Origin of the sequence: Burkholderia sp. R-40 (genome assembly GCF_049942845.1) — a bacterium.
Taxonomy (GTDB): Bacteria; Pseudomonadota; Gammaproteobacteria; order Burkholderiales; family Burkholderiaceae; genus Burkholderia; species Burkholderia ambifaria.
This window is the reverse complement of the sequence record NZ_CP187968.1, coordinates 1,171,213-1,190,268: the sequence shown is the minus strand read 5'-3', so window position 1 is coordinate 1,190,268 and position 19,056 is coordinate 1,171,213. Positions and strand designations below refer to the sequence as shown.

Here is a 19,056-nt window from a genome sequence, read left to right as displayed (position 1 = left end):
GAGTCTAGTGGTCAGGCGGCAGTCGAAAGCCTCCGACCTACGGTGCCGGAACTGCCCGCTGCGTCATCGGTAGTCAGTGCAGATTGACGATCTGCACTACGCTGTCGTGGTCGGGAAATTCGCGGTATTGATTGCTGAGTCCAATGGTCGTCCGGACTGCACCAAGAGTTGCTCAAGATAAACTATCGGCCGATCACTGAACTGCGAGATCCTCAATGTTAATCCGCATTGCGACGTTTGCCGATGCAATTCCGCTTGCCGAGTTGAAGCGCGACACGTTTCGCGAAACCTTTCTTCACGATGGATATGGCATCAGCTACCCGCCGAGCGATCTTGCTGCGTACGAGACCAATAGTTACTCGGTGGAAACGGTCGCTGACCAACTCAATAATCCCCAGCATCGAACGTGGGTAGTCGAAAGCGACGACGGCCGACTGGTTGGTTACGCACAGGTGGGGCCGTGTAAGCTTCCGCACTCGGAAGTCGCCGACGGTTCGGGGGAAATACATCAAATCTACCTTCGGCGGAGTACTCAAGGCACTGGCGTCGGACGAGCATTGTTTGACTCCGCGCTCGATTATCTGGCGGTGGAACGCCCCGGTCCGGTATGGCTTGGCGTGTGGTCCGGTAACACGAAGGCCATCGACTTCTACGAGAAGGCGGGCTTCAAGCGTGTCGGCACGTACGATTTCAAGGTCGGTGAATCGACCGATCTAGAGTTTATTTACCGTCGCTGACTTGGTGAACCATGCTCAAGCACAAAGTTCAAGCGGCCTTGGATTCTTACTATGCCGAGGCGCTCATCGAAGCCAAGCCCGCCTTCGTTCCGTACTTTCTCGAGCTGTCGGCGCCGTTTCTCCTTAGCGTTTCTCAGGCCTACCTCGACGCCCCCGTCCGCGTGATGTTCATCGGAAAGGAAACCAACGGGTGGTTCGACAAGCTAGGAGCATTCTACGAACGTCCAGACGGCATTGATGTCGCGAAAGCTCGTTATGAGGATCAGCAGCTCCGTGGCACTGGCAACAGCGAGTTTCTAAGGCAGCGGAAGCGATTTGCCGATGCGTTCACTGGAGGCGATCAAGCAGCCGTTTGCTGGAACAATCTGATGAAGATGGACTGGCACCGGCCGAGGCATGGCTACTCTCGGACGTCGATCGCGCATTCTGCACATTTGTTCAACTTTTCGGTGGCGGCTGTCAGGTTTGAAATCGAACTACTGAAGCCAGATCTGATCATCTTCGGTTGCGGCCACAGTTATGATCGCGCTTTGAAAGCGGTGCTTCCGGATCGTGTGCGCGTAAAGATTGAGCCAAAGGCTCTTTGGCACTTCCGGTCGAACGGCATCGAGTGCTTCCGAACATTCCATCCCGATGCGTGGGATCACAACGCTCCACGACCAATCAAACATTACTATCAGGAGATTATCGACACCGCCTCAGCGGTGTTTGCCGAGCGTCTGCAAATGCAGAGAGCATCGGGCGAAGGTGCCTTTGGTTCGGCCTAACTCACGAAGAAGTCGAGATATCCTCAGGCGTACTGGAAATGCGTTGGCGAGTGGCAAGGCAGCTGCTTGCCGCCATTGAACAAGCGTCGTCCGTGCACGCTGTTTACGACTCATGAGGTGATAAGGTTAGCTCGGCGCGAGCCGTCAATCTTCGCCCGTTCGCCCGAAATTCCCGCTGAACCCATTCTCATGGCCGATGCGTATCGCTATCGGTCGAGCACAGCCACCGCCAGCCTCCCGACCTCCACCCGCGTATCCGCCGGCAGCGCATCTTCCATCATCCAGACTGCCGACAAGCCTGCCCATGCGAGGATCCATTGCAGCAGCCGGCGCCGGTCGATCCGCGTCACTTCAGCGACGAGCATGACGCGCCGCGCGAAGCGCGCGGGATCGACCGCGATGTCGTGCGTGGGATTGCAGAACAGGTTCGCGTAGTCGAACGCGCGGTCGCCGCGCAAGCCCTTCGGGTCGATCGCGAGCCAGCCGCGATCGCCGAAGTGCAGCACGTTGCCGTGATGGATGTCGCCGTGCAGCACGACTTCGTCGGTGGATTGCACGGCCAGCAGCCGATGCGCCGTCGCGGCTGAACGGCGCAGCACTTCGTCGTCCGTGTCGTGCGACAGCAGCGCGTAGAACCAGTCGTGCAGCGGCACGAGCGCGGGCGGCGCCGGTGCGCGATGCGCATGCAGCCGCGCGACGGCAGCGCATGCGATCCGGATCGCATCGTCGTCGTGACCCGCGGCGGACAGGCCGGCGAGCGTCGGCGCCGGCTGCGCGCGCTCGAGCAGCACCGCGTCGCTGTCGTGCAGCCACACGCGTGCGGCGCCGTCCCCGTTCCACCAGGTCATCAGCGCATTGCCGCGGCGCTCCTCGTCGCAGGTGGCGACTTTCAGCATCGCGGGCCGCGTGTGCCACACGACGGGTAGCACGCCGCCGCTCGCGGTCAGGATTGGGCCGCCGTCGGGAACGAGGTCCCACAGGCGCAGGTACGTATCGAACATGCGGACGATGGTACAGGCGAACCGGCTCATCCGCAGCGGGGTTCGACCGGCGCCCTCGCCGGCCATGCGCATCCTTTCCTTAATAAAATTTAGCCAGCCAAACTTTGGCTAAAGAATGTTCCGGTATTCCGGCATCCCTTCGACAATGCGCGCCTTCCGTGACCGACGGGCGCCACTCGAGCGCCCGCGCTCGCCGCATCGAAGAAGGAGCCCGCATGACCGACCACACCGCCAACCCTCCGCCGCCATCGGCGCAGCCTCCCGCGTCGCCGCGCCGCCGTGCATGGCGCATCCTCGCAGGCGCGCTGCTCGGCCTGACGCTCGCATGCGCGGGCATCGGCGCATGGACGATCGACCGCATCTGGACGCAACTGCCGTCCGTCGAACATCTGGCCGACTACCGTCCCGCGCTGCCGCTGCGCATTTTCTCGCGTGACGGCGAGCTGCTGGCCGAATACGGCGTCGAGCGCCGCGAGTTCGTGCCGCTCGAACGCATTCCGCCGTTGATGCGGCACGCGCTGCTCGCGGCCGAGGACGCGAAGTTCTATCAGCACGGCGCGATCGATGTCGGCGGCCTCGCGCGCGCAACGTTCGCGAACGTCGTGACGGGGCAGCCGGGGCAGGGCGGCAGCACGATCACGATGCAGGTCGCGCGCAACTTCTACCTGTCGAGCGAAAAGACCTACAGGCGCAAGATCTACGAGATTCTGATGGCGATCAAGCTCGAGCGCGAATACGGCAAGGACAAGCTGCTCGAGCTGTACATGAACCAGATCTATCTCGGCGAGCGCGCGTACGGTTTCGCGGCGGCCGCGAACGTCTATTTCGGCAAGACCTGAAGGACATCACGCTCGCGCGAAGCGGCGGTGCTCGCCGGGTTGCCGAAGGCGCCGTCCGCGTTCAACCCGGTCGTCAATCCGGCGCGCGCGACCGCGCGGCGCAACTACGTGCTCGGCCGCATGCATGCGCTCGGCGAGCTCGACGATGCGGCGTATCGCGCGGCCGTCGACGCGCCGATCGCGCTCGCGACCACGCCGCCGCCGGGGATCATCGCCGCGCCGTACGTCGCCGAGCGCGCGCGCCGGATGATGGTCGAGCGATTCCATGACGACGCCTACACGCTGGGCCTCGACGTGACGACGACGATTTCGATGCGCGACCAGCGCGCGGCCGAAGCCGCGCTCGACCGCACGCTGAGCCGGCAGCCACGCGCGAAGGGCGATGCGCGCAACGGGCTCGAGGGCGCGCTCGTGTCGCTCGATGCGGCCACCGGCGACATGCTGGCGCTCGTCGGCGGCGCGGATTTCAACGCCAACGTGTTCGATCACGCATTGCAGGCGTATCGGCAGCCGGGGTCGAGTTTCAAGCCGTTCGTCTATTCGGCGGCGCTGGAGAAGGGCTATTTCCCGGGCGTGCTGGTCGACGATACGCAGCGCACGCTCACGCATGCGGAAACCGGCGCGCGGCCGTGGCGTCCGCGCAATTACGGCAATCGCTACGAGGGCTTCATCCCGGTGCGGCGCGGGCTCGTGCGCTCGAAGAACCTCGTCGCGGTCAGCCTGATGCAGGCCGCCGACGCACGCTACGTGCAGCAGCACGCGGTGGGCTTTGGTTTCGACGCGCAGCGCAATCCGGCGTCGCTGCCGCTCGCGCTCGGCGCGGGTGCCGTGACGCCGCTCGAACTCGCGAGCGCGTACGGCGTGTTCGCGAACGGCGGGAGGCGGATGGTGCCGCGGCTGATCCTGTCGGTGAAGCAGCGTCACGGCGGCGCGCTGTACGATGCGCCGGTGCCGGACGGCACGCGCGTCGTGTCGGCACGCAATGCGTTCGTGATGGACAGCATGCTGCGCGACGTCGTGCGGGCCGGTACCGCGCGCGGCGCGCTCGCGTTGCGCCGCGACGACGCGGCCGGCAAGACCGGCACGTCGAACGGCTCGAAGGACGTGTGGTTCGCGGGCTATTCGTCGGGCATCGTCGCGGTCGCATGGCTCGGCTATGACACCCCGCGGCCGATGGGGCGCGCGACCGGCGCGACGCTCGCGCTGCCGGTCTGGCTCGACTACATGAAGACGGCGGTTGCCGGACGCACGCCGGTCGACGCAACGCCGCCGCAGGACCTCGCGCTCGTCGACGGCGATTTCGTGTACGCCGAATACACGCGCGGCACCTGCACCGCCGACGTACCGCCGTACATTCGCAGCCGCTTCGCGTGCGGCGGCGCGCCGGCATCTGATGCGACGGACGCGCCGGACGCACACGACAAGCGCGACGAGCCGATGCCCGCGGCCGTCGATGCGGCCGAGCGCGAACGCGTGCTCGACCTGTTCCGTACCGAGGACTGAGGCGCGCGATGCATACGCTTTATCTGATTGCGATCGTCGCGGAAGCGATGTCGGGCGCGCTGATGGGAATGCGGCGCGGGATGGACCGCTTCGGGCTCGCGCTCGTCGGCGCGGTGACCGCGCTCGGCGGCGGCACCGTGCGCGACGTGCTGCTCGGCCACTATCCGCTCGGCTGGATCGCGCGTCCCGAGTACCTCGTGATCACGCTCGCCGCGGCGACCGTCGCGTCGTGGGCCGCGCGGCACGTCGCGCGCATGAAGGCGCTGTTCGTCACCGTCGATGCGATCGGCCTTGCGGCGTTCACGATCATCGGCTGCGACGTCGGCGCATCGACGGGCACCGCGCCGATCATCGTCGTGCTGGCCGGCGTGATCACCGGCGTGTGCGGCGGGATGTTGCGCGACCTGCTGTGCAACGAGATGCCGCTGATTTTGCGCGAGGAGCTGTATGCGAGCGTCGCGTTCTTCACGGGGACGCTGTATGTCGGGATGCAGTATCTCGGCATCGACGCCGGGTTCGCGACGATGGTCGCGCTGGCGGCCGGATTCACGATGCGGATGCTTGCCGTGCGGCTCGGATGGAAGATGCGGACGTTCGGCGCGGCGGACGTCGGGCATTGAGTGACAGGACGGCCAGCGATCGCACGGCACGCAGCGGCTTTACGCCGGCACCATGACGGGCGGCGACCCGTCCCCGGTTTCCACCATCTTCACCGCGAATCCGTAGCACTGCGCGATATGGGCGGGTGTCATCACGTCGCGCGGTGCGCCATGCGCGACGATCGTCCCGTGGGCGAGCAGCGCGATCGTATCCGCGTGCCGCGCCGCGAGATTCGGATCATGCACGATCGCGAGCACGCCGAGCCGCCATTCGCGCGCAACGGCGCGCACGGTACCGAGCAGCCGGTGCTGATGCGCGAGATCGAGCGCAGCGGTTGGTTCGTCAAGCAGCAGGTACCGCGGCCCGGCTTCCATCGCGTCATCGTCCGGCCACAGCTGCGCGAGCACGCGCGCGAACTGCACGCGGGCAAGTTCGCCTCCGGACAAGGTCGTCACGTCGCGACCAACGAGCGCATCGGCGTCCGCGCGTTCGAGCGCCTGCCACGCAATGTCGCGATCGCGGTGTGCAATCACATGCCGCGCACCGCCACGCCGCGCATGCGGATACCGGCCGAGCAGCACGATCTCATCGACGCTGAACGGAAACGCCGGCTGCGCGGCCTGCGGCAGCACCGCGCGCAGGCACGCGAGCCGCGACGTGTCGATGCGCGCTAGCGGTTCGCCGTTGAGCGTGATGTCGCCCGTCACGCGCACGCCGTTCGGCGCGACGCTGCCGGTCAGTTCGCCGGCGAAAGTTTTCAGCAGCGTGCTCTTGCCCGCGCCGTTGCGGCCGAGCAGCGCGGTCACGCGGCCGGGTTCGATCGACAGCGACAGGTCGCGCAGAATGACGTTGTGTCGGCGGGCGACGGCGAGGTGGTGGGCGGTCAGCATGATCGTCGTGAAGAAAGGATTACCCGCCGAGCGCACCGCGGTTCTTCCACAGCAGCACGAGGAAGAACGGCGCGCCGAGCAGCGCGGTCAGCACGCCGAGCGGAATTTCGGCGGGCGCGGCAATCGTGCGTGCGGCAAGATCGGCGGCGAGCGTCAGCAGCGCGCCGAGCAGTGCGGCGCCGGGCAGCACGACGCGCTGGTCGGGGCCGCACGCGAGGCGCACGCAATGCGGCGCGACGAGCCCGATGAAGCCGATGATGCCCGCGCACGACACGAGTGCGCCGACCGCGAGCGCGACCGCGACGAGCACGCGCCGTTTCAGCCGCTGCACGGGTACCCCGAGATGCAGCGCTTCGGTTTCGCCGAGCTGCAGCGCATTCAGCGCATCGCGTTCGCGCGCGAGCAGCACGCAGCCGATTGCGACGCACGGCGCGACGGCCGCCAGCGCGGACCATTGCGCGCCGCCGAGGCTGCCGAGGCTCCAGAACGTCAGCGAGCGCAGCTGCGCATCGTCGGCGACGAACGTGAGCAGCCCGATCGCCGCGCCGACCAGCGCGTTGATCGCGATGCCGGCGAGCAGTAGCAGCGGCAGCGCGAGCCGGCCGCGCGACGCGGCGAGCCGGTAGACGAGCGCCGCGACGGCAAGCGCGCCCGCGAACGCCGCGACGGGCAGCACGGCGGCGCTCGCGTGCGCGGCGAACAGCGCGGGGCCCAGGACGATCGTCGTCGTCGCGCCGAGCGCCGCGCCGCTCGACACGCCGACGAGGCCCGGATCGGCGAGCGGATTGCGGAACAGCGCCTGCATCGCGGCGCCGGCTGCACCGAAGCCGCCGCCGACCAGCAGCGCGAGCACGACACGCGGCGCGCGGATGTCGAACAGCACCGCGCGCGCCTGCTGCGCGGCCGGATCGCCGGTCAGCGCGGCCCATGCTTGCGCGAGCGGAATGCGATAGGCGCCGACGCACAGCGCGACGACGGACATCGCGCACACCAGACAAGCGAGCGCGGCCAGCGCGAACGGCGCGAAGCGGCGCGACGTGCCGATGCTCGCGGCGCCGGAGCGCGAGGTGGGCGAGGTGGGTGACCGCGCGGGGAAAGGCGAAGCATGAACGGGCATCGGGACGATCCGGAATCAGGCGAGCGCATCCGACAGGCGTCGGTGCAGGGTCGTGACGGCGAGCGGCAGGCGTGGGCCGAAGCCGAGCAGGAACAGCGCATCGAGCGACACGACGCGCTGCGCGCGGCCGGCCGGCGTCGCGCCGAAACCGGGCGCGGCAAGCAGCGCGGCGCGGCCGCCGACGGCCGCGAGCCCTTCGTCGGAGATCAGCACGACGTCGGGTGCGGCGGCGGCGAGCGCTTCGCTCGTCAGCGGCTTGTAGTGATCGAAGCCCTGCATGGCATTGCGCGCGCCCGCGTAGCGGATCATCGCGTCGGCGGCCGTGCGCTGACCGGCGGCGAGTGCCTGGTTGCCGGTATGGTTCAGCACGAACAGCACGCGCGGCGGCTGCGCGCCGCCGGGCACGCGCGCGGCGACTGCGTCGCGCGCAGCCTGCCAGTCGCGGTCGAAGCGTTGCAGCAGCGCGCTGCCCGCATCGCGCACGTCGAGCGCCTGCGCGACGCCGGTGATCTTCGCGCGTACCGAGTCGACGTCGTGGCGCTCGTCGAACGTCGTCACCGCGACGCCGGCGCTTTTCACCTGCGCGATCGCGGTGGGCGGGCCGGCTTCCGCCGACGCGAGCACGAGGTCGGGGCGCAGCGACAGCAGTCCCTCGGCCGATAGCGCGCGCTGGTAGCCGACCTTCGGCAGGCGCTTTGCGGCGTCCGGGTACGTGCAGGTCGTGTCGGCGCCGACGAGCCGGTAGCCGCGCGCGTCGGCGCCGCCGAGCGCGAACGCGGCTTCCGCGAGCGCGCCGCCGATCACGACGACGCGCTTCTGCGCGGCCTGCGGCAGCGCGCGGCCGGGCAGCGCGCCCGCGAGCGCGCCGGCAACCGCGCTCGCGAGCACGACGCGACGTCGCGGCGAGAAGGCTCGCGCGCTCACCGCGCGTCCCCGCGCGCCGCCGACGGCAGCGTCGCGACGAGCGTGCGCCAGTCGTCGCGTTCGACCTTGCCGGGCTTGCGCTCGCCGAACAGCAGCGCGACGTGATCGCCCTGCCGGTCGAACAACTCGAGCGACGTGACGATGCCATCGCTCGTCGGCTTCTTCACGACCCAGGCGGCGGCGATTAGCCGCTCGCGCACGTGCAGGTTGAAGCTCGGGTCGAGCACGTTGATCCACGCGCCGACCTCGCGCACGTTCGCGATGGGGCCCGTGTGGATCTGGATCATTCCCGCGTTGCCGACGAACACCATGATCGGCTGACCGCTCAGCGCGGCCCGTTCGAGCACATGACGCAGCGCGCGCTCCGTTTCGACCGGATACGCGTAGTGCGGATCGGCGAGACGCAGCGCCTGCATGCGGCTCACGCCGAAGCGCTGCGTGATGCCGAAGAACTGGTGCGTGTCGGTCATCGCGTCCCACGCCGCGCGAAAACCCGCGACGTCGATCTCGGTGTCGGCGCGCTCGGGCGTTTTCGGCGCGGCGGGCACGACGTCGAGCCCCGGCTCCTGCGTCGCCGCGCGCCAGCGTTCGACGAACGCGTCGTACGCCGCGTGATCGCTGTGCGCGCGCAGGTAGACCTTGTGGATCGCATGACCTTGCGCGTCGAAGAACTGCAGGCTCTTCAGCGGACCGTGCGCGGTCTGGTCGCGCACCGCGAACGCCGACGCCCAGTGTCGGTAGAAGATGCGCAGGTCGATGTCGCCGAGCGCGAGGCCGACCGGGCCGTCGTGGCTCATCTGCGCATATTCGCCGTCCTTCTCGTGGACGGCCGTGTCGTTGCGCGTGAGCGCCATCACGCGGCCGAGGCGCGGCATTTCCTCGAACATCGCCGGAAAACGCGCGTCGAGCCGCACCACGTGCTCGCCGACGAACGCGGCGAGCGCCTCGCCTTCGCTAACGCCGAGCGCCTGTGCGACGTCGCGGTTGCGCAGCTGGCGCTCGGTCTTGAGCTTGACGAACGCGTCGCGCAACGCGGCGACCGCGCGGGCCGGCGTGGCCGGGTGACCGGGAAGGGCGGAATGCATCATGTCGGACTCCTTCAAGTAACGGTTGGGCAGGAACGCGCGGTGGCGCGCTTCAGAAATCCACCTTCATGCTGACGGCGACGGTGCGCCCGGACGACGTGTACGCGTCGAGCACCTGCGCGTCAGACGCGAGGCCGCGCACGTCCGACCAGTTCCAGTACTTGCGGTCGAACAGGTTGCGAATGCCGATCGTCGCGCTCACGTGCTTGTTGAAGCGGTAGCCGCCGCGCAGGTCGACGACGAACGACGACGGCGGCGCGAAGCACGACGTTCTGGCTCCCGGGCACGCATCTGCCGGGATGTCCTTGTCGCGCTTCGCGGCCTGGAACAGCAGGTCGGTCTGCACGAACCAGCGCTCGCCCGGTTCGTAGCGCACACCGAACACGGCCGAGAACGGGGTGACCGTATCGAGCGGCTGACTGGCCGCGCCGTTGTTCTGCGTCGAGCCCTTCGTGAACGCCATCGCCGTCTTCAGCGTGAGGCCGTTGGGCATCACCCATTCGGCGCGGCCTTCGAAGCCGTGGATGCGCGCGTCGGCGAAGTTCACGTACTGGAACACGAACGGGTCGACCGGCCGGCCGCTGCCCGCGATCGTCGTGCGCGAGATGAAGTTGCGGTAGCGGCCGGTGAACGCGGCCGCGCTGTAGCGCACGATGCCGTAGCCGGTGCCGGCCTTGCCGCGCAGGCCCGCTTCGAACGTGTCGCTGGTCTCCGGCTTCAGGTTCGGATTGCCGATCGACGTGTAGCCGTACACCGGGTTCGAGAAGCTGCTGTTCACCTGGTCGGGTGTCGGCGCGCGGAAGCCGTGCGCGTATTGCGCATACGGAATCAGCGCGGGCGTGATCTCGTAGAGCACCGCGACGCGCGGCGACACTTCGTTCGCGCTCGTCGACACCGCGGTGCCGGTGAACAGCGGATCGTTCTGCGACGCGCTCAGCCGGTACGTGTCGAAGCGCAGCCCCGGCGTGACGAGCAGGCGGCCGTAACCGATCTGGTCCTGCACGAACGCGCCGAACAGCGTGTAGTCGGTATCGGGAAACGCCTTGTTCGGGAACGCCTCGCCGACGCCCGGCACCGTGCCGTCGCGCAGGTTCGTCACGCGCGACAGGCTGCCGTCGACGCCGTACAGCAACTTGTGCGCGAGCGGGCCGGTCGCGAAGCCGCTTTCGGCGAACGCGGAGCCGCCGAACGTGCGCTCCTGGTACTCGTTGTCGCGGGAGCGCGAAGGCTGCCTGCCGCGCGTCTCGAACGCGTATTGATCCTGCTTCGCGTCCTGGTAGTAGAACTGCATGTGCGCGGTCTGGAACCAGCGCAACGCATCGTCGCGGAAGTCGTAGTCGACGCTGAAGCGGTTGCGCTCGAGCCGGTCGTTCGTCGAGAGGCCGAGCGTGGTCGGCCGGTTGATCGCGGACAGCACGTCGGTGCTCACGCGCCGCTGCACCGTCTCGGCGGTGAACTTGATCGTGTCGCGCGTGGTGGGCGTCAGCACGAGTTTGCCGAGCAGCGATTCCGAATAGACGTCCTGCGGGTTCGACGTCGTGCGCAGCGTGCTCGCCGAATTGTTGCTGCCGCGCGTATCGACTTCGTGGCCGCGCCGTCCGTCGGCGATGATCATCCCCTGCACGCGGTCGTTGCCGCCCGCGGCCGACACCGTCGCGCCGACGCTGCGATCGGCCGAGTCGTAGCTCGGCCGGAACGAGAAGTAGGTGGGCTTGCCGTAGATCGACAACAGGTCGCGCGGATCCTTCGTGATGAAGTTCACCGCGCCGGTCAGCCCGTCGCTGCCGTACAGCGCCGATGCGGGCCCGCGCAGGATCTCGATGCGCTTGAGCGTGTCGAGATCGGAGTAGTCGCCGCGCCCGGCTTCGAGCGGCCCGAACGAGAACGCGTTCGGCAGGCGGATACCGTCTTCCATCAGCAGCACGCGATTGCCTTCGAGGCCGCGGATGTTGATGCTCGAATCGCCGTCGCGGCCGCCGCCGAGCGCGGCGCTGCCGGGGCGATACGCGGTGCGGCGCACCGTGACGCCCGGCTCGTAGCGCAGCGCGTCCTTGATGTTGGTGGCCTGTTGTTCCTCGAGATCGTCGTCGGTGATCACCGACACGGATGCGGCCGTGCGGCTCGCGGCGGTGGCGGTACGGGTGGCCGTGACGGTGACGGGGTCGAGCAGCGCCGCATCGCCGCGCGTGGATGCGGCGACGCGGGCGACAGGTGGCGGGTTGGCGCCTTGCGGCGACGAATCGGCGGAATCGGCGTAAGCGGGGGCGGCGGACAGGCCGAACACGCCGAACAGCGCGGCACAAATCGGCCGCCGCGCCAGCGGATAGCAATGCACAGGTGGTCTCCCATTGACGATAACGAGCCCGAAGGCTGGCTGGGTGACGGGTTCACCTGGCTGGCCCGTTCGCGCGCGACAGGCGGCGAACGGCGAATTGAACGGAACGAATGATTCTGTCAGTGTAAATGAGAATCATTATCAATACAAGAACGGAAAACGGCGAGTGCGGACACGCGCCGTCGGCGCGGGTCGGGCGAGCCGCGCGGGGATGAATTCGGGAAAGGCGGACGCTAGGCCAGCGCTTCGATGCGAATCAGCAGGTTGCGCGCATGCGCAATGAACGCATCGTGCGTCGCGCGATCGCCGTGGCCTTCGAAGCCGGTTTGTTCGGCGAACGCCAGCTGTTCGGCGTAGAGGTCGACGAGGGCGCGGCGTGTGTCGGGCGGCAGCGTGCGAATCATCGAGACGAGCAGCAACTCCTGCGCGCGCAGCATGCCGGACAGCGATTGGGGGTTCATGCCCACCTCCTCGAACGATGCGGCGGCGTGCCGCTCATTTCATAGTAGGTGGTGGGCGCGCGCAGCGGAAATCAGCCGGCGGCCGTCGCGGCGCGTGCGTCGCGCACGATCTGCGCGACGCGCTCGACGAACTCGGCGTCGACGCTCGACAGCGCTTCGCGCTTGCCGTCGGGCATCTCGACCATCAGCCGGTACGTGATGTCCTGCGTGGTCCAGGCGAGATAGCCGACGACGGCGAGCATCACGCCGACGACCAGCGCGCCGCTCGATCCGCCGATGCCGCCGGCGATGGCGGCGGCCACGCCGATCAGCGAGATCAGCCAGGGCACGAGGCGATTCTTGGGGATCTTGACGACGTCGACGTTGCGGATGTCACGCAGCGGAAAGACTTGGCCCGCGGCCGACAGGCCGTTGCGCGTGATCGTCACGCCGCGTTCGTTGAATGCGTTTTCCATCGTGTGTTGCGTGGACGAAAACGCGCAGCGTAGCAGACTTCGTTGCCGCGTCAAACGAGACCGAGTGCCGCACGATGCGTGCGGGCCGGTTGCGACGCGGGCAGCGACGTGCTCAGGAGGGAATCAGAACTGCAGGCGGCCGTCGCCGTACAGGCGGCCCGGCACGTGCGACGCGACGACCTCGGCGATCTCTTCGTCGGTCGATTCGGCCGGCACGATCTGGCGCCGCGCGGGCGCGTCGAGATGCATCGTCCATTCGACGAGCCGGTACGGGCGGCCCCACGGGCGCTGCATTTCCACCGACACGCGGCAGCTCTGGACCGGTAGCGAATGCTGGCGCGTCAGAAGCGCGTGCAGATGGCTGTAAACGGTATCTTCGATCATCTTGGCCTCCGATCCTGTCTTGTGGGCAGTTGATGGCGGTGCCGTAGCGGTTCTCAAAAAAAAAGCCGCCGATGCTCAGGCGGCCAACAGGGGGGGTGGAAGCATCCTCTCAGCCCAGAATTAAGCGAAACTTAAAAGCCCATAAAAAAGCGCCCCGCCTGGAGCGGGGCGCTTCTTGCCGTCGTGATCCGCGAGTTAAGCGGATGCTTTAGAACTTGTGACGGATACCGACGCGAGCGGCCAGCTGGTTCGACGAACCCGTGCCCGACGTGTTGAAGTAGCTCGTGCTCGAGCCGATCTGCGCTTGCACGTTGTTGCCCGACGCCTTCTGGTAGACGACCAGGCCGTACACGTCCGTACGCTTGCTGAGCGCGTAGTCCAGGCCCAGGTTGCCCTGGTTCCAGTGTGCCGAGCCGCCGTTTTGCGTGGCGTTCGTGTACGTGTAGCCCGCTGCTGCCGACAGGGCCGGCGTGAACGCGTACTTCACGCCAGCTTCGTATGCGTTGTAGAACGTGCCCGATGCGCCGGCTGCGACCGGGGTGAACTGCGTGCGCGTCCACAGCGCCCATGCCGTTGCCGGGCCGAAGATGTAGCGGCCGCCGACGCCGTACGTGCGCAGGTCGCGGATGTTACCCGTGCTGATGTTCGCGATCGTCGTCGAGAATGCCGGCGACGACTGGCTCGGGAAGCGAATGTCCGTGTAGGCCGCGCCGAGGGCGAACGGGCCGTTCGCGTAGTTCACGCCGAAGCTGTATGCACGCGACGAGCCGCCCGTGTTCGTGGTGCCCGTGCCCGCTGCGCCAGCGAAGTCGGTCGAGTTCGAGAAGCCGTACAACGCGCCGAACGTGAAGCCGGCGTAGTTTGCGCTCTGGAACTTCACCGAGTTGTTGATGCGGCTCGACGTGAGCTGGTCGACGTCGTTCACGTGGTACGCGTAGTTGCCCGCGACCGTGTTGCCGCCCGTCGAGTAGTTCGAACCGAGGATGTCGGTCGAGAACGAGTACTGACGGCCGAGCGTGACCGTACCGAATTGCGACTGGCTCAGGCCAACGTAAGCCTGGCGGCCGAAGATCGCGCCACCCTGGCCGATCGAGCCGTTGCCGCTGTTGAAGCCGTTTTCGAGCACGAAGATCGCCTTCAGGCCGCCACCGAGATCTTCGGTGCCGCGCAGGCCCCAACGGCTGCCCTGGGCCACGCCGTCGTCGTACTTGAACAGCTTGCCGCTGCCGCCGTTCGCGGTCTTGCTGTGGTTCACGTAGCTGATACCGGCGTCGATCACGCCGTACAGGGTCACGCTGCTTTGCGCGTGTGCCGTGCCGGCCGTTGCTGCGAGGATGGCGATGGTCAACAGTTTCTTGTTCAAAGGATTCTCCGAGCGAATGAATGGCGTGTCCAGTTGCGGTTCCGGCGCTCTCTGCGGGCGCTTTCACGGACCGGCGGCAACTTTATCGGCGGGCCACGTAATGAATATGACAGCGACTGTCATATGACCAATGTGTGGCGCCGATGCGACACTGGATTCTGCCCGGTTGTACAGCAGGGAGTTATACCGATTCCGCCTGAGATTCCATCGGGATCCGGAATATGCACATGAAATAAGCTTGGTTGGTGCTGTTCCGGCCCCGTGCCACGATGCGCGCTTCAACAACGACACGGGACAAGAGGACACCATGCGACGTTCGATCCTGACCGGCCTCGGCGCGCTTGCCGCGGCGCTGGCCTTTGCCGCGCCCGGCGCGCACGCCGATCCGCAGACGCTGAAGATCGGCACGATGAGCGGCCCCGACGCGCAGATCTGGACCGAGGTGACGAAAGTCGCCGCACGCGAGGGCCTCGCGATCAAGGTCATCGAATTCAACGATTACGTGCAGCCGAACGCTGCGCTCGACGCGGGCGACCTCGATGCGAACGGCTTCCAGCACCAGCCGTTTCTCGACAGCCAGATCAAGCAGCGCGGCTACCGGATCGTCAATGTCGGGCTGACCTACACGGCGCCGATGGGCTTCTATTCGAAGAAGCTCAAGTCGCTGAAGGACTTGCCGGCCGGCGCGAAGGTCGGGATCCAGAACGATCCGTCGAACGGCAACCGCGCGCTGCTGCTGCTGCAGAAATACGGGGTGATCAAGCTGAAGGCGGGCGCCGGCACGAACGGCGTGAACGCGACGCCGCTCGACGTCGCGGAGAATCCGAAGAAGATCAGGATCGTCGAGCTCGACGCCGCGCAACTGCCGCGCGCGCTGCCCGACCTCGACGCCGCGTCGATCAACACCGACTACGCGGTGAAGGCCAACCTCAGCCGACGAAGGACGCGATCGCGATCGAGGATCTGCGCGGGCCGTACGCGAACCTGATCGCGGTGCGCGCGCAGGACAAGGACAAGCCGTGGGTGAAGAAGCTGGTCAAGGCGTACCAGTCGGAGGAAGTGCGCGAATTCATCAAGAAGAAGTTCAAGGGCTCGATGGTGGCGTCGTTCTGAACGCCGACGCAAGCCAGCCGCGGCCCGGCTGGTGCGCCCGGGCCTCCGGCCAGGCCGAAAAGCACATCGCCCGCGCAAGCGGGCGATGTCGTTGGCGCGTACTGCGAGGCGGCGCGCGGGCTCGCGGCCCGGGCCGCCCCAGCCGTTCAGGCCGACAGCAGCGACCCGGTGCGGATCGGCGTCGCGCCGGCGATGCGCGCGACTTCCATCCCGGCCGTCGCGAAGCGCACGATCTGGCGCGCGTACAGCACGCCCGACACGCTGCTCTTCAGCGTGACCACGCGATCGGTCAGCGGATCGACGATGTCGGCCACTTCCTGGCCGGCCTCGATCCACGCGCCGACCGGCGTGCGGAACACGATCACGCCCGACACCGGCGCCACGAGCGGATCGGTGCCCGCGAGCGGCGTGGCCGGATGCGACAGCGGCGGCAGCGGCGCGGGCGTGCCGTCGATGACGCCGCGTTCCGTCAGGTATTCGACGATCGCCTGCGCGTCCTTCTCGGCGAATTCGTACGACACGTCACGCTCGCCGCGCAGTTCGACCGTGACGGAAATCGCGCCGTTCGGGATCGGGAAACGATCGCCGAAACGGTTGCGCAGATCCGACCAGCAGAAGCTGTGGATCTCGTCGAACGGATTGCCGACCGAATTCAGCGCGAGCAGCGACGCCTGCGCATCCAGGTAGCGCGCCAGCGGCTCGACGTCTTCCCACAGATCGGGGTTCGTATAGAGGTGCAGCACCGCGTCGCTGTCGCAATGCAGGTCGAGCACGATGTCGGCGTCGAACGACAGCTTCTGCAGCGCGAGGCGCTGCGAGTCCAGCTCGGTGCGCGGCTTCTGCTCGTCGAGCGCCTCGCGCATCGCGGCGCGTACCGCGGCGAGGTTGCGCTGCGCGTCGTTCGTCAGGCGGCCTTCGATGCGCGGCAGCACGAGCGCCGCGAGATCGTAGAAATTGCGGTTGAAGTTCTGCATCGAGCCCAGCTCGAAGCGGCCGAGATGATCGCCGAACACGTGCTGCGACAGGCCGATCGGGTTCGGCACCGGGACGATGACCACTTCGCCGCGCAGCTTGCCGGCCGTCTCGAGCGCGGCGATCTTGCGGCGCAGCAGCGCGGCGACCAGCATGCCGGGCAGTTCGTCCGCGTGCAGCGACGACTGGATGTAGACCTTCTTGCCGCCGCGCGGGCCGTAGTGGAAGCTCGTGATCTGGCGTTCGGTGCCGACGGCGGGGGAAATGAGCGGATGGGTCTGCGTTTGCATGATGAGGGGAGGGCGGCGCAGCCGCGAGTGATCCGTATGCGTGGAAGATCGATTGTACGTTGCCTTCCGCGAACCTATCAAACCACGCGCGCGTCGCGTCGTTTCCCTTTGCGAATCATCGGGTTGGCGCGTAAAAAATAACGGCCCGGCGGGGCTGCGCGCATGCGTCGTCCGCAGCGTTTGGTCGCACGCGCGCAAAAAAAACGGGCTCCTTGCGGAGCCCGTCTGCGCGGATGAGAAGCGCGCTGTTACGCGGTATTACTTGCCGTACACGTCGAAATCGAAGTACTTCTTCGCGATCTTCTGGTACGTGCCGTCCTTGCGCATGCCGGTGATCGCGCTGTCGATCTTCGCCTTCAGGTCGGTGTCTTCCTTGCGCAGGCCGATGCCCGCGCCGTTGCCGAGCGTCTTCGGATCGTCGATGTCCTTGCCGGCGAAATCGAAGTTCGCGCCGCGCGGCGTCTTCAGGAAGCCGATCTCGGCCTGCACCGCATCCTGCAGCGCGCCGTCCAGACGGCCCGCGATCAGGTCGGCGTAGACCTGGTCCTGGTTCTGATAAGGCACGACCTTCACGCCCTTCGCGGCCCAGTACGTCTTCGCATAGGTTTCCTGGATCGTGCCCTGCTCGACGCCGACCGACTTGCCCTTCAGCGATTCGGCGGTCGGCATCAGGCCCGAGCCCTTCTTCGCGACGAGGCGCGTCGGCGTGTTGAACAGCTTCTCGGAGAACGCGATCTGTTCCTGGCGCGCCGGCGTCATCGACATCGACGACAGGACGCCGTCGAACTTGCGTGCCTTCAGTGCCGGGATCATCCCGTCGAAGTCGTTTTCGATCCACACGCACTTCGCGTTCATGCGGCGGCAGATCTCGTTGCCGAGATCGACGTCGAAACCGACCACCTTGCCGCTCGCGTCTTTCGATTCGAAAGGCGGGTAGCTTGCGTCGACGCCGAAGCGCACGGTCGTCCAGTCCTTCGCGTACGCGGTGCCGGCCGAAACGGCGAGCACGGCCACGGTCACAGCCGCAAGAATCTTTTTCACTCGGTCACTCCTCGTTTTGTTCGATGGGTGCGCGGTTGTGCCGCGCCGTAAGCCTTCGGTCCGGCGCGGTTTCGCATCGGACTGTCCGTTTCGCCTGCCCGATGCGGGCGCGCGACGTGCGCAAGATTATCAAGACAAAATACCCGGAGGGCGCCTAGGACAAGCCCCGATACCGGACCCGACGCCCGCGCATGCGGCGCGCGACCGTTTCAGACCTAGGAACGGTTCAGCCGAGCGTTTCGTTGACCGCGCGCCGCAGGCAACTGACGAATTCCGAGACGGCGGGCGTCGGCAGTAGGTCGCGGCGCGCGATGATCGACAGGTCGAAGCGCGGCATGCTTTCGTCGAGTTCGGCCGTGCGGATGCCGAGCGGCGCCACCATCGCGGCCAGCGGGCGCGTGAAACAGCCGATCACGTCGGAGCGCGCGACCAGCCCGAGCGTCACCGCGAACGACATCGGCGAGCGCAGCAGGCGCTTGGGCAGCGGCAGCCCGCGCGCGTCGAACATCGCGCTCATCACGCTGTGCGGGAGCTGCTCGGCGCCGACCGTGACGATCCACTCGGCGTCGAGCAATTCCTCTAACCGGCGCGCGCGGGCGAGCGGGTGGCCTTCGCGCATCACGACGGTGAATTCGGTCGACAACAGCGGCACCTGCGTGAAATCGCGGTCGAGCGCGGGCACATGGTGCATCGCAGCGATGTCGAGCGTGCCGTTGCGCAGCTGCGCGAGCGCGTCGGGCACCGTCACTTCCTCGAGATGCAGGCTGACGTTCGGCATCGACCGGCGGAAGGCGGTGACCGCGTGCGGCAGCGCGGTCAGCGCGATCGACGGCATCGTGCCGACCGCGACGCGCCCGGACATTTCCCCTTTCACCTGCTCGACGGCCTCGACGGTGCGACGCATGTCGCCGAGCAATTGCTCGGCGCGCGGCAGCAGCGCATGGCCGCACGCGGTCAGCTCGACACCGCGCACGCTGCGCACGAGCAGTTCCGCGTTCAGCGCCGTTTCGAGTTCGCGGATCGTATGCGTGATCGCGGGCTGCGTGACGCCGAGCTCGCGCGCGGCGGCGCGCAGGCTCTTGTGATGCGCGGCGGAGACGAACGCGTGGAGCTGCGCGGTGTTCAGGTGGTTGCGGATGCGGGTCATCGAGCGGGTCCGGTTGGCGCGAAAGGGGGCGG

General features: G+C 67.2%; 16 protein-coding genes and 2 pseudogenes. 5 read left to right on the top strand and 13 right to left on the bottom strand.

What is annotated here, in order from left to right; translation table 11 throughout:
* Positions 1-215 precede the first annotated feature (215 nt).
* A complete protein-coding gene (locus tag ACP26O_RS21720) occupies positions 216-737 on the top strand; it encodes a GNAT family N-acetyltransferase (protein WP_175664239.1) in 522 nt (173 codons plus the stop codon).
* An 11-nt stretch (positions 738-748) separates the two neighbouring features.
* Positions 749-1,504 (top strand): hypothetical protein, encoded by a 756-nt coding sequence (locus ACP26O_RS21715; RefSeq protein WP_175664238.1) that lies wholly within the window; start codon positions 749-751, stop codon positions 1,502-1,504.
* A 206-nt stretch (positions 1,505-1,710) separates the two neighbouring features.
* Here ACP26O_RS21715 and ACP26O_RS21710 read toward each other — a convergent pair whose 3' ends face one another.
* A complete protein-coding gene (locus ACP26O_RS21710; protein WP_175664237.1) occupies positions 1,711-2,505 on the bottom strand; it encodes an aminoglycoside phosphotransferase family protein in 795 nt (264 codons plus the stop codon).
* A 215-nt stretch (positions 2,506-2,720) separates the two neighbouring features.
* Here ACP26O_RS21710 and ACP26O_RS21705 point away from each other — a divergent pair.
* Together ACP26O_RS21705 and ACP26O_RS21700 are read left to right on the top strand one after the other, a co-directional pair.
* A pseudogene (locus ACP26O_RS21705) lies at positions 2,721-4,847 on the top strand (penicillin-binding protein 1A).
* Between the two features lie 8 nt (positions 4,848-4,855).
* The gene (locus tag ACP26O_RS21700; protein ID WP_175664235.1) at positions 4,856-5,467 is read left to right on the top strand and encodes a trimeric intracellular cation channel family protein; all 612 of its coding nucleotides are present in this window, start codon (positions 4,856-4,858) and stop codon (positions 5,465-5,467) included.
* 39 nt (positions 5,468-5,506) lie between these two features.
* Here the strand turns inward: ACP26O_RS21700 and ACP26O_RS21695 are convergent, their stop codons facing one another.
* The 9 genes from ACP26O_RS21695 to ACP26O_RS21655 all read right to left on the bottom strand — a co-directional run bounded on the left by ACP26O_RS21695 (position 5,507) and on the right by ACP26O_RS21655 (position 14,461).
* The gene (locus tag ACP26O_RS21695) at positions 5,507-6,337 is read right to left on the bottom strand and encodes a heme ABC transporter ATP-binding protein (RefSeq protein ID WP_175664234.1); all 831 of its coding nucleotides are present in this window, start codon (positions 6,335-6,337) and stop codon (positions 5,507-5,509) included.
* Between the two features lie 19 nt (positions 6,338-6,356).
* A complete protein-coding gene (locus ACP26O_RS21690) occupies positions 6,357-7,454 on the bottom strand; it encodes a FecCD family ABC transporter permease (RefSeq protein ID WP_175664233.1) in 1,098 nt (365 codons plus the stop codon).
* A 15-nt stretch (positions 7,455-7,469) separates the two neighbouring features.
* Positions 7,470-8,378 carry a heme/hemin ABC transporter substrate-binding protein gene (locus ACP26O_RS21685; RefSeq protein ID WP_175664232.1) on the bottom strand — a complete coding sequence of 303 codons (909 nt, stop codon included), beginning with the start codon at positions 8,376-8,378 and terminating at the stop codon, positions 7,470-7,472.
* The gene (locus ACP26O_RS21680) at positions 8,375-9,466 is read right to left on the bottom strand and encodes a hemin-degrading factor (RefSeq protein ID WP_175664231.1); all 1,092 of its coding nucleotides are present in this window, start codon (positions 9,464-9,466) and stop codon (positions 8,375-8,377) included. Before ACP26O_RS21680 ends, ACP26O_RS21685 begins: the two co-directional genes overlap by 4 nt.
* A 49-nt stretch (positions 9,467-9,515) precedes the next feature.
* Complete coding sequence (locus tag ACP26O_RS21675; RefSeq protein ID WP_175664230.1) at positions 9,516-11,798, bottom strand: TonB-dependent hemoglobin/transferrin/lactoferrin family receptor; 2,283 nt, start codon at positions 11,796-11,798, stop codon at positions 9,516-9,518.
* A gap of 233 nt (positions 11,799-12,031) precedes the next feature.
* The gene (locus ACP26O_RS21670; protein WP_006754285.1) at positions 12,032-12,259 is read right to left on the bottom strand and encodes a hypothetical protein; all 228 of its coding nucleotides are present in this window, start codon (positions 12,257-12,259) and stop codon (positions 12,032-12,034) included.
* Between the two features lie 71 nt (positions 12,260-12,330).
* Positions 12,331-12,714, bottom strand: coding sequence for a DUF6232 family protein (locus ACP26O_RS21665; RefSeq protein WP_166721320.1), 384 nt, complete (start codon positions 12,712-12,714; stop codon positions 12,331-12,333).
* 123 nt (positions 12,715-12,837) lie between these two features.
* The gene (locus ACP26O_RS21660; protein WP_006754283.1) at positions 12,838-13,098 is read right to left on the bottom strand and encodes a DUF2866 domain-containing protein; all 261 of its coding nucleotides are present in this window, start codon (positions 13,096-13,098) and stop codon (positions 12,838-12,840) included.
* A gap of 208 nt (positions 13,099-13,306) precedes the next feature.
* Positions 13,307-14,461 (bottom strand): porin, encoded by a 1,155-nt coding sequence (locus ACP26O_RS21655; RefSeq protein WP_175664229.1) that lies wholly within the window; start codon positions 14,459-14,461, stop codon positions 13,307-13,309.
* 307 nt (positions 14,462-14,768) lie between these two features.
* Between ACP26O_RS21655 and ACP26O_RS21650 the strand changes: the two are divergent.
* Positions 14,769-15,574, top strand: a pseudogene (locus ACP26O_RS21650) (MetQ/NlpA family ABC transporter substrate-binding protein).
* A gap of 146 nt (positions 15,575-15,720) precedes the next feature.
* On the opposite strand, the gene ACP26O_RS21645 reads toward ACP26O_RS21650, so the two are convergent.
* The 3 genes from ACP26O_RS21645 to ACP26O_RS21635 form a co-directional block, all read right to left on the bottom strand.
* Entirely contained in the window at positions 15,721-16,836 is a 1,116-nt protein-coding gene (locus ACP26O_RS21645) for a succinylglutamate desuccinylase/aspartoacylase family protein (RefSeq protein ID WP_175664228.1), read from the bottom strand.
* 258 nt (positions 16,837-17,094) lie between these two features.
* Entirely contained in the window at positions 17,095-17,877 is a 783-nt protein-coding gene (locus tag ACP26O_RS21640) for an ABC transporter substrate-binding protein (RefSeq protein ID WP_138849625.1), read from the bottom strand.
* A 226-nt stretch (positions 17,878-18,103) separates the two neighbouring features.
* A complete protein-coding gene (locus ACP26O_RS21635) occupies positions 18,104-19,024 on the bottom strand; it encodes a LysR family transcriptional regulator (RefSeq protein ID WP_175664227.1) in 921 nt (306 codons plus the stop codon).
* Between the last annotated feature and the right edge of the window lie 32 nt (positions 19,025-19,056).